Annotated in this window: 11 protein-coding genes; 7 read left to right on the forward strand and 4 right to left on the reverse strand. The window is 62.0% G+C overall.

Translation table 11 applies throughout. The features are described 5' to 3' along the window. Positions 1-307 precede the first annotated feature (307 nt). A complete protein-coding gene (locus AU185_RS21760; protein WP_059098229.1) occupies positions 308-1,573 on the reverse strand; it encodes a glycosyltransferase in 1,266 nt (421 codons plus the stop codon). A gap of 219 nt (positions 1,574-1,792) precedes the next feature. On the opposite strand from AU185_RS21760, the gene AU185_RS21765 reads away from it, so the two are divergent. The 3 genes from AU185_RS21765 to AU185_RS25245 all read left to right on the forward strand — a co-directional run bounded on the left by AU185_RS21765 (position 1,793) and on the right by AU185_RS25245 (position 4,350). Further along, entirely contained in the window at positions 1,793-2,584 is a 792-nt protein-coding gene (locus AU185_RS21765) for a GAP family protein (RefSeq protein WP_059098228.1), read from the forward strand. Positions 2,585-3,216: 632 nt separating this feature from the next. Next, the gene (locus tag AU185_RS21770) at positions 3,217-3,903 is read left to right on the forward strand and encodes a rhamnosyl O-methyltransferase (RefSeq protein ID WP_059098227.1); all 687 of its coding nucleotides are present in this window, start codon (positions 3,217-3,219) and stop codon (positions 3,901-3,903) included. A 66-nt stretch (positions 3,904-3,969) separates the two neighbouring features. After that, a complete protein-coding gene (locus AU185_RS25245) occupies positions 3,970-4,350 on the forward strand; it encodes an ATP-binding protein (protein WP_156425625.1) in 381 nt (126 codons plus the stop codon). Between the two features lie 67 nt (positions 4,351-4,417). Here the strand turns inward: AU185_RS25245 and AU185_RS21780 are convergent, their stop codons facing one another. Next, positions 4,418-5,686 (reverse strand): glycosyltransferase, encoded by a 1,269-nt coding sequence (locus AU185_RS21780; RefSeq protein ID WP_059098225.1) that lies wholly within the window; start codon positions 5,684-5,686, stop codon positions 4,418-4,420. 331 nt (positions 5,687-6,017) lie between these two features. Then, positions 6,018-8,261, reverse strand: coding sequence for an acyltransferase family protein (locus tag AU185_RS21785; RefSeq protein ID WP_082684021.1), 2,244 nt, complete (start codon positions 8,259-8,261; stop codon positions 6,018-6,020). A gap of 467 nt (positions 8,262-8,728) precedes the next feature. On the opposite strand from AU185_RS21785, the gene AU185_RS21790 reads away from it, so the two are divergent. The 4 genes from AU185_RS21790 to AU185_RS21805 all read left to right on the forward strand — a co-directional run bounded on the left by AU185_RS21790 (position 8,729) and on the right by AU185_RS21805 (position 12,926). Next, positions 8,729-9,529, forward strand: coding sequence for a phthiotriol/phenolphthiotriol dimycocerosates methyltransferase (locus AU185_RS21790; RefSeq protein ID WP_082684028.1), 801 nt, complete (start codon positions 8,729-8,731; stop codon positions 9,527-9,529). Positions 9,530-9,609: 80 nt separating this feature from the next. Then, on the forward strand, positions 9,610-10,878 hold the full coding sequence (locus AU185_RS21795) for a glycosyltransferase (protein WP_059098222.1): 1,269 nt from the start codon (positions 9,610-9,612) through the stop codon (positions 10,876-10,878). Positions 10,879-10,921: 43 nt separating this feature from the next. Next, complete coding sequence (locus AU185_RS21800) at positions 10,922-12,190, forward strand: glycosyltransferase (RefSeq protein WP_059098221.1); 1,269 nt, start codon at positions 10,922-10,924, stop codon at positions 12,188-12,190. A gap of 31 nt (positions 12,191-12,221) precedes the next feature. After that, a complete protein-coding gene (locus tag AU185_RS21805) occupies positions 12,222-12,926 on the forward strand; it encodes a class I SAM-dependent methyltransferase (protein WP_059098453.1) in 705 nt (234 codons plus the stop codon). Here AU185_RS21805 and AU185_RS21810 read toward each other — a convergent pair. After that, on the reverse strand, positions 12,880-13,980 hold the full coding sequence (locus AU185_RS21810; protein ID WP_059098220.1) for an NAD-dependent epimerase/dehydratase family protein: 1,101 nt from the start codon (positions 13,978-13,980) through the stop codon (positions 12,880-12,882). The two genes, AU185_RS21805 and AU185_RS21810, sit on opposite strands and share 47 nt — an antisense overlap. Positions 13,981-14,024 lie beyond the last annotated feature (44 nt).

Consider the following 14,024-nt stretch of genomic DNA (forward strand, 5'->3'; position numbering starts at 1 on the left):
ATTGGGTGCGAGGCCATCAGAGACGCGAGTGCGAGGTATCCGGCGCACCGATCAACCTTCGGCGACACATGGCTTGCTCGCGACGGCTTGCGAGCCATCGAACCGGTTCACCTGACGAGAGTAGCTGATCCCAGGCCCGTCACTTGCTACCCCCTTTGGGATGGAGAAACACGTGACGGGTCAACCGCCGAACGAGGTGGAGCGTGCGTATACCGAACATCCCGAGTGTTGGGGGCGACCTCTGATAGTGGACACCTGACTGATGGCACTGCCGGTCTCGCCGGAAGGATGTCCGTATGTCCGGTCTCTAGCACGTTTTAGCTTGAGCATGGCGTTCTACGAGATCTGCGGCGGCCGAAGCGCTTTCGGCGGGTGTGGTCATTCGGGATGCGATCTCACGGGCCCGGACGACGTACTGTTCTGAGAGGATGATGCGCAGGTCGTCGACAAGAACTTTTTGGTTCGTGGTGGAGAGACGCCGAGCGGTACCCACTTTCAACCGTTTGACTCTGACTCCCCACAGCGACTGATCAAGATCGGTCGAGAGGATTAACGTGGGCACTCCGGCGCGCAGGCCTGCAGCCGTCGTGCCGGCGCCACCATGGTGTACGACCGCGCGACAGGTCGGAAAGACGGCGGCGTAATTAACTGTCTCCACCACCTTGACGTGCTCGAAATGGACGGCGTCGCTGAAGTCCGTTCCGCCGGAGCTGATCAGCGCCCGCTCACCCAGTTGCGCGCAGGCCCCACCGATCATGGCGAGCGTCTCCGCAGCAGATTCGACCGAGATGCTGCCAAAGCCGAAGAAGATCGGCGGAGTTCCTGCCGCAATCCACGACGCGACCTCATCGTCGGCATCGGTCGGCGACTCTACAGTCAGCGCGCCTACGAAGGGGCGCTGACCACTGAGGTTTGCCCACTCGGCTGGTAGGTCCGGGAAGCAAGCCTCGTCGTAGGCTTGGATTTCGAGTGCTCCACGCTGTGTGATCCGCGGTGCCGAGGGACCCGTCACCTTTGGTAGGCCGAGTCGTCGGCGCTGCTCGTTCTCGACCTTCTTCGTCCCGAGCCAATTCAGCCGCCAGAATAGCCTCATCGCGGCGCGTCCCAGCGGCGCCGGTAGGAACGGTAGGAGTTGGCCGTTCGCCCGCAATGGAAAATAATGTAGCGTCGCCAACGGAATACGGTGAAACTCAGCGACATTGGCGGCGGCGTCCTCGAAATTCAGGCCAGTGAAAATCAAGTCGGCCCCGTCGGCCAATGACATCAAAGTCGTGCTCATCTCTTCCCAGCACTCAATGATGGGTTTCCCAACCCGCCGCCGCGACCTGATCAACGCTCGGACCTTCCAGGGCCGGCGGAACAACGACGACCAGAAGTCGCGATGCGCGTCTAGGATGGCCTGCAAGTCGGGCCCGCAGCCGACTGCCGCAAGCCCCGTCGACTCGGTGAAGCGAATTAGCTCCGGCGGGACCACCATGCGCACGTCGTGCCCGCGGCGCTGCAACTCCCGGCCGACGGCAACGCAAGGCTCGACATCGCCACGACTCCCGTAGCTGCCCAGCACGAACTTCACCGCAGAGATCCTAGCTTCTCAATTTCTGCGCGCGTTCGGCCCGATCAGCAGGGGAGGCCTTCGTCTCCGGTACAACCGCCCGGGACCGTAGCCCGACCCCGGCGCAATCCTCACACCGCTCCTGAAGTACCTCACCCCGCGCTGAAATACTTTGCTACCCGAATCAAGATCTGGGGTCTTCAAAAGAGCTGGCCGAGCCGTCCATGTAATGTTCCGGCCATGTGGGGCCCGGTGCTGGTCATGACGCTTGGGGCGGCGCTCAATCCGGTGCGGCTTGGGCTCATCCTCCTCGTGATCTCCCGGCCGCGGCCTGTGCAAAACCTTTTCGCATTCTGGGTTGGTTGCCTGACGGGGTGCGTTTGGGCGGCGGCGTTGGCGATAGCGCTGCTGCACGCCACACCAGTTAAATCCTTTGCGGACGATCTAGCCACGAGCTCCATCGTCCCGCATATTCAAGTCGGTATCGGTGTGCTCGCGCTATTCATTGCCGCGCTGCTTGCAGCACGCTCATTGACGCGGAGACGCCGGCAAGCGCGCCTACCGGCGGCGAGCAGCAACACGTCGACCGCGGCGGCGGGGTCGAATACAACCCTCCCAATCTCGCGGCTGTTGAGCCGTGTGCAGACTGCGCCTATAGACCGCGAATCGGTAATCCGACGGCTACTGCGCCGCGCTCACAATGCGTGGGAAAACGGATCCTTGTGGATTGCATTTGTCGTCGGCTTCTTTTTTGGGGGGCCAGAACCCGATGTGCTTGTATTCCTGATTGCCATCATCGTGGCATCGGGAGCTGCGATCGGCACAAAGGTGAGCGCCGCTATCGTGTTCGTCATCGGGCTGCTCGCGGTCGCCGAGATCACCCTAGTCTGCTATTTGCTGGCGCCAGCGAAAACTCAAACGATGGTGCAACGGCTCCACGACTGGTCGCTGGCTCACCGTCGAAAGATTCTGATAGCTCTGTTTACAGCAGGTGGGATCACTCTGGTGGGCACCGGCATGGGGAGCATCTGAGCTGGTGGGTACGCCATGCCTACGGAGTGCGTGGCTTTGCTGCCAGCGCGTGGTGACAAGGTCGTTTCGTGACTTGGTCGCTGTCCGGCTCGTCAAGCCGACGAGCAATGTCGACGCGTTGCGGATGATCTCGGAAACCGGCGTGAAATCACCGACCTGTGGACGCTAAAGCAGCTGGCTGTGTTCACCGATGCGCAATCCACCGGGCCCGAGAAGCCACACGATAACAGGCCCGGCATGTGAAGGCTTGCAACAACGTCGATTCCGGCGTCATCACGCGGCCATGATATGAACGCGCTGCCACACCGCCCCAGGGGAACGAAACAAGGCTCGATGCGGATCACGAGACGTTGTGCGTTCGTGCATGTGTTCTCACGTGACGCGGCTCCTACGCCAAACCATCATGGCGGTAAGCCCTGGCAGGTACATGCGCAGCACGTGCCGGCACCATCGGCTGCTATATTGCTGCGATGCGATGGCGGCGACAAAAACATGCTCAACGGAATCCAAAGCGCACACACCTGGAACTGAGCCGAGAAGAGGCGGCGGACGGAGCCAGCTATGTGGACAGGAACCCGGCACTACGAGTTGCCGCGGCCGCATTTGAGTCCTGGCCGACGCCAGCGGGTTTATTGAAAACAACGAAGAGTCTTATAGGGTCTCATTACTTTTATCAGCCGGCAGGCTCAGAGTGCGAAGAATATCACAAGTGGTACTACAACACTTTGGTCTGGAAGCAGACCACTTGGATGGGAATCCCGTGTTGGAAGTCCGTCAGCGATATGTGGAATTACCAGGAGATTCTGTTTGAGCTCAAGCCCTCCTTGGTAATCGAGTTCGGTACGCGTTACGGCGGCTCGGCCTTATTCTTCGCGAGCATCATGAGGCGGATCGGCCAACCATTCAAGGTACTTTCCGTGGACATCTACCATGGATCGCTTGAGCCAGCAGTGCGGTCCGATTCCGATATTTTGTTCGTAGAATCGCGGTCCACGGTGCCGGCTATTGCTGAGCATATCCAACGCCTCAAAAGCGAGTTTCCGGGCAAGATCTTCGCCATTCTGGATAGCGACCACGCAATGAATCACGTTTTGGACGAGATGAAACTATTGCGGCCTTTGCTCTCCGCTGGCGATTACCTCATCGTGGAAGACTCCATGATCAATGGGCACCCAGTCCTTCCTGGATGTGGACCGGGCCCGTATGAAGCCATCGAGGCATATGAGGATGAGTTCCCACATGATTACGAGCATGACGTTGAGCGGGAGAACAAATTCGGCTGGACATTTGCGCCCAACGGTTACCTGATCCGCAGCTGACCTCGATTTCTACCGGCCTGCTACGCAGAGCGGAGCCGATGCGGGCTGGTTTGCCGATCAGCCAACATGCTGCTCGCCGACCAAGCCGATGGCCACGCCGACCGCACATTCAGTCGACGCGTGCGTGAATACATCCGGCCGCTGGTATTGACCATCGATGACTTTGCAACGCGTGAACACACCACCGCCCAGCCCGATGATCTCTACTATGGGCCTCCTGTCGGACGCGCCGGCAAACCCGTGATCTTGACCAGTAACCGCGCTCCCAAAGACCGATACCCGGATCACCCGAACCCGGTCGTGCCGAATCACTGCTTCACCGGTTCGTCAACACCAGCACCCAAATCCTCACGGACAGGCCCCAACTGCCGACCCGAAAACGACGCAGCCGCAACCACTATCGAGACACCACCTGCGCGGGCCGGTAACACCAACACCGAGGCTTGAACGCCTGAGGAATAACGTGGCGCAACCCCTGGGGAATTACGTGACGGACGACACCTGCGTTGGTCGATCAGCCGACACGGCCCACGCGGGCGTGGTTTTCCAGGAGGTCAGTGGCGGCCGCGGCGCTCTCGGCGGGCTTGGTCATTCGGGTCGCGATCTCACGCGCCCTGGCGACATATTGCGGCGCCAGGATTCGGCGAAGGTCTGCGACCAGTGATTTTTGGGTGGTGGCCGAGAATCGTCGGGCAGTGCCCACCTTCAGCCGATTGACGGCAGCTGCCCTGGCCGACTGATCGGGCAACGTCCACAGGATCAGCGTGGGGACTCCGGCGCATAGGCCAATGGCCGTGGTGGCCGCGCCACCGTGGTGGACTACCGCGCGGCAGGCCGGAAAGATGTCCGCGAAATTCACTGCGTCCACCACCTTGAGGTCATTGGAATCGTCAACGGGGCTGAAGTCACTCCAGGCTGAGCAAATCAACGCCCGCTCCCCAAGCTCCGCGCAGGCCGCACTGATCATTCCGAGCGTCTCGGCAGCAGATTCGACCGGGATGCTCCCAAAGCCAAAGTAGATCGGCGGCTTTCCCGCGGCAATCCACGAGGCGACCTCCTCATCGGCATCCGTCGGCATCTCCATCGTCAGCGCACCAACGAAAGGACGCTGCCCATCCCATTTCGCCCATTCGGCCGCCAGGCCGGGAAAGCAGACCTCGTCGTAGCCCTGAATTTCTAGCGATCCACGTTCGGTGATCCGTTTCGATGACGCGCCTGTTGCCTTGGATAGGCCCAAGCGGTGGCGCTGCGTGTCCTCGAATCTCTTGTTCAGGCGCCATGAAAGCCATCCCTCCGCCGTCATCGCGGAGCGGACCAGCGGCGACGGCAAGAACGGCACCAGCTGTCCATTGGCCCGGAGTGGGAAGGTGTGCAGGGTTGCCAGCGGGATGTCGTAATACTCCGCGACATTGGCTGCGGGCCCCTCGCCGATCACGCCGGTGAACAGCAGGTCGGCCCCGTCCGCCAGGGACATCAGGGTTGAGTTGGTCTCCTCCCAAATCTGACCGAGCATGCCCCAGTCTTCGCGCCCTAACCTGATCAGATCTTGGACCCTCCAGAACTTGCGCAGCAAACGCGTCAAGAAGTCGCGGTGCAAGTCCTGCCACTGCCGCGGATCCGGGCCGTACGGGACCGCCGCAAGCCCAGCGGACTCGGCGAAGTCAACCAGATCAGGCGAGACGGCCATCCGCACTTCATGTCCCCTGCGCAGCAGCTCACGGCCGACAACGACGCACGGCTCGACGTCGCCACGAGTTCCATAACTTGCGAGCACAAATTTCATCGCCGAAATCCTAGCCTGTCACGTCGCCTGCAGTTCTCAGGTGAAAGCGCGGCCTCCGGCGTCCGCGGACCAAGCGCCGACAGTGCGGGCGTAACCCGTTTGATGGCCATGGGATCAGACGATCGTTTGCGAAGGATTGCCGCGTGTTGAACACCTAATGTCTCGTATAGAAGAGGTCAAATACCATTTGGGGCCATCGTTGGTCGTCGCGGCCGCCACAACGGTCCTGGGCAGACTTGGCACGTCCGCGGTGATAAAGCAGCGAAATGTCGTAGCGAAGTACGCTCCCACGAACCGGCTCGTCGGCTGAATTGGCACTCTCGACCAGAATTCAACCGCGGGCTAACGCGCGGTCGGCCAGCGCTCCCATTACCGGCGCCAACAGCTCGGAGTACTCGAATGTCACGTGATTTCCGTCGAGGTACACCAGCGTGTTGCCCACGATGACCGGGCACCGGTCATCGGTGCAGAACAGCGGGGTGAGGTCGGCGTACTCTCCGCCGCCGGCTTTGGTCGCAGCGGACTCACTCGCGATGCCGGGTCCGTTCACCGCCGTCGACCTCTGCGGAGAGCACGCCGTCGCGTCATCGAGGTGTTCGGATAGGCATGGCACCACTGAGTTTGGGTCCGGGATCGGTCCAAGCACCAGCACCTCCGCGCCGGTGCCGCGCAGCTGCCGTACCAGGCGGGTCAAGCTCTCAATCCAGGCGGGGTCGTATGACGTGATACCCGACGGGTAACCGTAGGCGTCGCCGTATTGCCGCCACAAGCTCACCACGACCAGCCGCGGGTGCCCAGCGTGTATTCGGTTCATCATCTCGCCGCGCCACTGTTGGCACTCGGTGTACTCCCGGTGGAGTAAGGGGTTGGTGACGGGCAAGTCAATCGGCGGGCAGCCCGCCTTAGCCAAAGTCTCCAGCCGCCAGTGCCGCTGGGTGGCGACCCGCTGAAACGCCAGACTCCACATTGCGGCATTCGAGTCGCCGACCAGGGCCACCGTCGTCGCCGAAGCGGTGTCTCCAGTCGCACACGGTGGTTGTTCGACTTGGTAAAACTGGCGCATACAGCTGTTGAGGAACATGGCCGGTTTTTGGGTTTCTGCCTCGGCAAGCGTTGGGTCGAGGTTCGACGGTACGGCTTTCGTGTCGGCAGACGCCGCGACCGCGGCCTGCACTTGCGCGAAGGCGTCCTGCACCGCCGCGTCGTACGCATTCACGCTGCGGCCCATGGGAAGAGGTGCTGCAGTGACTGCCAGCGTCGCAGCGGGCGTGCCCCGGCCGACTGGTAGGGGCACCAACACCAGTAACACCACTCCCACACAGACGGCTGCCGCGGTGGCGACACCACCAAGGGCGAGACTGCGCATGGGAGACCGGCGTATGGGAGCGGCGAATCGCAGTGGATTCTCGATGAGATGCAGTGTGAGCACGGCCAACACGAGGGAGACGAGGGCCGCCGCCAACCTCCCGGGCAGCCCCAGCGGGTGGCCGAGCAATGGCGGTGCGAGCAGCAACACCGGCCAGTGCCATAGGTACCACGAGTACGATACCCGGCCGATCGCCCGCATTGGCGACAAAGACAAGACGCGTCCAGACCCCTGAGAAGCTGAGGCACAGCCAGCGCCGATTACCAGCGCCGTGCCCACCACCGGCAGCAGCGCGGCTGTACCCGGGAAGAGCGTGTTTGTGTCAAACAGGGTGCAGGCCAGCAAGATCAGCGTTAGCCCTCCCCATCCAACGATCGCGGCCGGTAGTGCCGGTAGTCGGCGCCACTGGCCGGCCGTGAGGGCCACCAGCCCGCCTGCGGCCAACTCCCAGGCCCGGGTGGGCAGCGAAAAGAACGCCACGAGAGGGACCCAGTAAGTGATTGCCAGTGACAGCGCAAATGACGACGCTCCGACCAACGCGAGGACTACCAGATACGGACGTTGCGAGGACGGGGCATCGGCCCGCCTGGACCGACGCACACGCCGGATCAGCCAAGCCGTACCGATAATCAAGAACGGCCACACCAGATAGAACTGCTCCTCGACGCCCAAGGACCAGTAGTGCAGGAATGGCGACGGCGGTGTCTCACTGAAGAAGTAGTCGTTGCCCTGAAAGGCGAACCGGTAGTTACTCACGTACAACGCGCTGGCGATGCCGTCGCCGATGACCGTCCGCGCCTGCAAGGGGGGTAACAGGAGGGCCGAGCCGATCGCCGTAACGACGCCTACGGTGGCGGCGGCCGGCAGCAGTCTGCGGGCACGCGCCCCATAGAACCGGCGCAGCCGGACAGTGCCGGCGGTGCTTACATCGCGCCAGAGCAGCCCGGTGATGAGGAATCCCGAGATAACAAAGAACACGTCCACGCCGACGTATCCGCCGCTGACACCAGGCACCTCAGCGTGAAATAGGACGACGGCCAAGACCGCGACGGCACGCAGCCCCTCAATGTCTCGGCGAAATTCCTTCTGTGGCGGGCGCCGACCCTGCGTCTCCTCGGTCGGGCTAATGCTGTCTGCCTGGCGCAAGGTCACCAACTTGGGTAGAGGGACAAGTTCTCGAGCAGACGGATTGTTGCATCTGGGCAGCATTCCGGTCGAATCTGCTGCCGACACGCTGGCGATGATCGGGGCGGCGCCTGCCCGCAGTTGGGTGAGCGAGCTCTGGACTGCTCAGCTAGGGCCGACTTCAGCGATCCTCTCGACCGATCTCGATGAGTCGCTCCAGGGCCGTCCGGGTCAAGCGGTTGAAAGTGGGTACTGGCCGGCGCTTCTCGACCTACAACCGCGAAACGGTTCGTGGAGGAACGGCGCGCTATCCTCGCTTCCGGATACCTCGCCCAGGCGGGCGAAGTTGCCGGTCGCATGACAAAACCCGCAGAAAGCGTGTCGGCCGTCGTCAACTTCGTCGAAGATTTCGCTTGCCGGAGGAACCTCGGCTGATCTCCGTACCAGGTCTTCGTCGCCGAACCGCAATTCGCCTGTTTGCCGTTCCCGGCGTTCGCGGCAAGTAGCATCGCTGGATGACCTCCAAGTTCACAGGCGCCATGCGCAACGGTGTGTTCGAGCGCGGCGCCGTGGCCGCCATCCGCGGTGCGCAGAAACGGATGTACCCCTACCTGACCCGCCACGTCGATGACGACGTTGTTTTTCTCAATTACGGCTACGAAGAAGATCCGCCGATGGGCGTCCCGCTGGATGACGATGACGAACCCGAGCGCTACCCCATCCAGCTGTATCACGCCACCGCCACCCAGGCTGGCGGGCTTGTCGGCAAGCGGGTGCTGGAGGTTGGCTGCGGCCACGGTGGCGGCGCGTCGTATCTGACACGCGCTCTTGCCCCGGCTTCCTATGTCGGCCTTGACCTCAACGCCGCGGGTGTCGACTTCTGTCGCCGCCGCCATCAAGTGCCCGGATTAGAATTCGTGCACGGCGACGCCGAAGACTTGCCTTTCGACGCCGAGTCCTTCGACGCGGTGGTCAACGTGGAGTCTGCACACTGCTACCCACACTTCGACCGATTTCTCGCCGAGGTTGCCCGGGTGCTCCGCCCCGGTGGGGAGTTCCTGTATACCGATGTGCACCACGTCGACTGGGCGGCTGCAGCGAAGGCGGCCCTCAATAGCGTCCCCGGTTTGCGGGTGGTGTCATGGCGCGACATCGACGCGGAGGTGCTGCGGGGAATGACACTCAATTCGGACCACATGCAGGGATCGATGGAGAATGTGGCACCGCGGTTCTTACGTCGCTTCGTCCGCGACGGGGTTCCGGCATACGGATCGGCGATCTACCGGAACATCGAGAGCGGACGAGACACATACTGGATGTGCTGTCTGACCAAGGCGACAAACGACAGCTGAGAACAGCAACCGGTGAGCTGGTGAAGACCGTCTACCCTAAATCGCCTATGCGCACCCGAGGATGAGGACCGAAAGCTGCGATGAGATTTGTGCTGGCGTGCTACGGAACTCGTGGCGATATCGAGCCCGGCATCGTCCTCGGACGTGAGCTGCAGCGCAGAGGCCACGAGGTGCAGATGGCCGTTGCGCCCGATATGGTCGCGGGCGTCGAGGCCGCAGGGCTTGCGGCGGTCGGGTATGGGCTCAATACGCAGGCGGAGATCGACTCGCACCGCGATTTCTGGACATCCCTCTTCCGCAACTTCTGGAAGGTCCGAGAGGTCACCAAATTGTGGCGCGAGGTCTGGGACCGCGGCATTCGGTCCGGCGAGGAGATGAGTACCACGCTGGTGTCGTTGACCGAAGGTGCCGACCTACTACTCAGCGGCATAAGTTTTCAGGAAGGCGCGGCGAATATCGCCGAGTACTACGGCATTCCACTGGCCACGCTGCACACGTTTCCGATGCGCGCCCACGGTTACCTCCTTCCCTTCCTACCGGCGTGGGTTGGCCGGTCTGCGATGTCGGCATTCTGGTGGCTACATTGGCGCATGACGAAGAAGCTCGACGACGCGCAGCGCCGTGAACTCGGCCTACCGAGGGCCACGGCTCCCTCGTGGCGACGAATCGCCGAACGTGGCTCGTTGGAAATCCAGGCCTACGATGAAATCTGCTTTCCCGGTCTGGCAGCCGAATGGTCAGAATTCGACGGGCACCGGCCCTTTGTCGGCGCATTGACCATGGAGTCGCCGACGGGGGCGGACGACGAGGTCGCGTCGTGGATCGCGGCGGGAACACCGCCGATCCTGTTCGGCTTCGGCAGCATCCCGGTCGCGTCCCCCGCCGACACGCTCACCATGATCAGCGAGGCCTGCACGCAGTTGGGCGAGCGGGCACTGGTGTGCTCGGCGTGGAGCGACTTCAGCGACATCCCCCATTTCGACCATGTCAAGGTTGTCGAAGGGGTGGATTTCGAGGCGATCTTTCCTGTCTGCCGCGCGGTTGTGCACCACGGTGGCGCGGGGACGACGGCTGTAAGTCTGCGCGCCGGGGTTCCCACGTTGATCCTGTGGACGTGGCCGGATCAGTCGCTCAGAGGAGGCGCAATCAAACGACTGAAGGTAGGCACCGCCCGTCGCTTTTCCTCGACAAACCTAGAAACACTCATCGACGACCTGCGCGCCATCCTCGCGCCCGAATATCGCGCCCGCGCCCGTGAGGTCGCCCCGCAGATAACGAAACCCGCCGAAAGCACTGCGGTTGCTGCTGATCTTGTGGAAAATTACGCCAACTCTGGAAGTGCTGGCTGATCGGTAGGGGGACCGTTTCGGTGATTCACGATCGAGTTCCGCTATGAAGTTTGTCCTGGCGAGCTGGGGAAGTCGTGGCGATGTCGAGCCCTTTGCCGCGGTCGGTCGTGAACTGTTGGCCAGGGGCCACAATGTCCGGATGGCCGTCTCGCCCGACATGGTTGACTTTGTCGCGGACGCCGGACTTACGGCTGTCGGCTATGGGCCGAACGTGCAGCCGATAGCCCACGCGCACCGTGCCTATTGGACGTGTCTCTTCTGTAGCTTCTGGAAGATCCGGGAACTGAATAGGTTGCGAGGGGAGGTTTGGGACCCTATTGCCGAGTGCTGGCAAGAGATGAGCGCGACGCTTGTGGCACTTGCCAATGGTGCCGATCTGCTCTTTACCGGACTGAACATCGAGGACATCGCTGCCAATGTTGCTGAGTATTACAACATTCCCTTGGCCACGCAGCATTGGTTTCCGGTCAGGCCCAGCGCCCAGCTCCTGCATTCTTTGCCAGCACCGTTGAGCCGCAGCGCAGTAGCGTTGTTTTGGTGGCTGTCATGGCGCGGCGCGAAGATCCTCGAGGACGAGCAACGCCGCGCACTCGGCTTACCGGAGGCAGTACGTGCTGGCGGGCGGCGAATCGCTGAGCGTGGTTCCCTTGAAATTCAGGCCTACGATGATTTTTTCTTTCCCGGGTTGAAAACCGAATGGGCGACCTGGCGAAAACAACGCCCGTTCGTCGGCACACTGACGATGGAGTTGCCTACAGATGCCGACGAGGAGGCCTTGGCGTGGATTGCCGCGGGAACACCGCCCATTTTCTTCGGGTTCGGCAGCATTCCAGTCGCATCTCCCGCCGAGACACTCGCCATGATCAACGCGGCTTGTGAGCATTTGGATGAGCGGGCGTTGGTATGCGCCGGCTCGAGCGACTTCAGCGGCGTACCCCATTACGAGCGAGTCAAAGTTGTGGCTACCGTGAATTACGCGGACGTCTTTCCGGCCTGCCGGGCGGTCGTGCACCACGGCGCCCCGGGAACCACCGCGGCGGGTCTTCGTGCCGGGGTCCCCGCGTTGATCCTTTCGACGGACATCGACCAGACTGTATGGGGATCCGCCATCAAAAGATCGGAAGTCGGCGTCGCTCGGCACTTGTCAAGAGTTACTCCACAATCATTGGTTGCGGACCTCCGCACTATCCTCGCCCCTCGGTATGCTGCCCGCGCGCGTGAAATTGCGATGCGGATGACCAAGCCAGCCGAAAGCGTAGCGGTCACCGCCGATCTCGTGGAGGAGTTCGCACTCCGTAAGGGTGTGCGTTGAACAGTCTCTTCTCGACGTGTGGGGGCGTCGCGTGAACCGAATCGAGGCTGTGCAGCTTGCGCTTGACCAGCGAGCGAGTCGCGTCTACCTAGAGATCGGTGTCAACCAGGGGATGGCGTTCCGGTGCATTACCACTGACGAAAAGATCGCTGTCGATCCCGTGTTCAAGATGTCGGCGCGCTCCCGCGAGCTTTCGGACGCCAAGGCGCGCGCTACTCACTACTTCGAGACGGCCAGCAACGACTTCTTCGCGAACGAGACGGCTCTACTCGAGGAACGCAAGGTCGACGTCGCCCTCATCGATGGTCTGCACACTTATCCGCAGGCCTTGCTGGACATTGAGAACACGCTGCAGTTCCTGCGCGACGATGGAGTCATTTTCGTACACGATTGCAATCCCGCTCGCGCTTTTATTGGTTGTCCGGCCACGTCGTACGCCGACTTTTTGGAGCAGAACCGCTGGCGAAGGCTCGTCGGGCGCGTCTTTTATCTCCCGTGGAGCGGCGATGTCTGGAAGGCGATCGTCCATCTGCGCAGTGCCCGCGATGATTTGCGAGTCATAGTGCTTGATTGCGATCGCGGTGTCGGAGTCGTGCGAAAGGGAACCCCGGAGTCGCGACTGTCCTACTCAGAGGCGGAGATCAAGTCACTCGATTATGCCGACCTCGCCGCAGATCGTGATCGCCTGCTCAACTTGAGGCCGCCCGCGTATCTTCAGGAGTTTCTCGGATCGTAGCGCCCGGTTTGTCGATCCATTCGAGCAACGCAGGAAGGCCGTCCGCGAGCACCCATTTCGGTCGCCAGTCGAGCTGGTTCTCCGCCGACTCGGTGGTGCAACTTGCGGCCCGGACGTCACCGTCACGAAATTTCCCTACGACGGTCGGCTCAGGGGCGTCGCACATCGCGGCGATCTGGCGTCCCAGCTCGTGGATGGTGGTCGGGATGCCGGACCCGATGTCCACGCAACGCGTTCCCGGTCTTTGCACCGCTGCAAACAAGGCATCGACCACATCATCGATGAAGACGAAATCGCGCACAATGCGACCGTCCTCATAGATTTCGATCGGACTTTTCTCGCGGGCCAACCGCGCGAAGAGAGCGACGATTCCGGTGTACGAATTCGTCAGCGACTGGCCCGGCCCATAGACATTCTGCAGACGCAGCACACTGAGTTCGGTGTCGTGCGCGGCCGTCCACGCCGCCAAGATGTGTTCCTGCGCGAGCTTGGTCGCCGCATAAATGTTGGTAGGTCGGGCCTCTGTTCGGCCTGCGCAACTTGGCACCGGCACCGCCGATGCACCGGCTGGCCCCTCCGGATCCCACTTGCCCGCCAGCAGTTGAGCATGGCTGCGCGGCGGCGGATAGAACATCTCTTCACCGCTTTGCCAAGCGCCTTCCCCGTAGACGGCCCTCGACGAAGCCAGAACGAATTGATCGGGTACGAGTGCCGAACGGCTCAAGGCGTCAAGCAGCTGGGTGGTGCCCACGACGTTGACCGACCCGTGTCGTGTTGCCTCTGCCAGTGATTGGGCCGTTCCCGTCTCGGCCGCCAAGTGCACGATCTGCGACGGACGAAACAACCGAAGCACGGCATCACAGTCCGGGCCGTGGGTGACATCGCCGGTGAACAGCCTCACCGACGGCGGTAGGTCGATCTGGGCGCCTCCGCTGTGCACCTGCGGGTGCAGCACGTCCATCACCGCCACGTCGTAACCGGCTGTGACGAGACGACGCGCAAGTGCAGACCCAATAAACCCAGCGCCGCCGGTAATAAGTACGGACGTTGACAAGCTCCGAAGCCTCCGGTTCTTCTGCGACAAGCAGCGGGTCGGCG

This window comes from Mycobacterium sp. GA-0227b (genome assembly GCF_001499855.1).
GTDB lineage: Bacteria > Actinomycetota > Actinomycetes > Mycobacteriales > Mycobacteriaceae > Mycobacterium.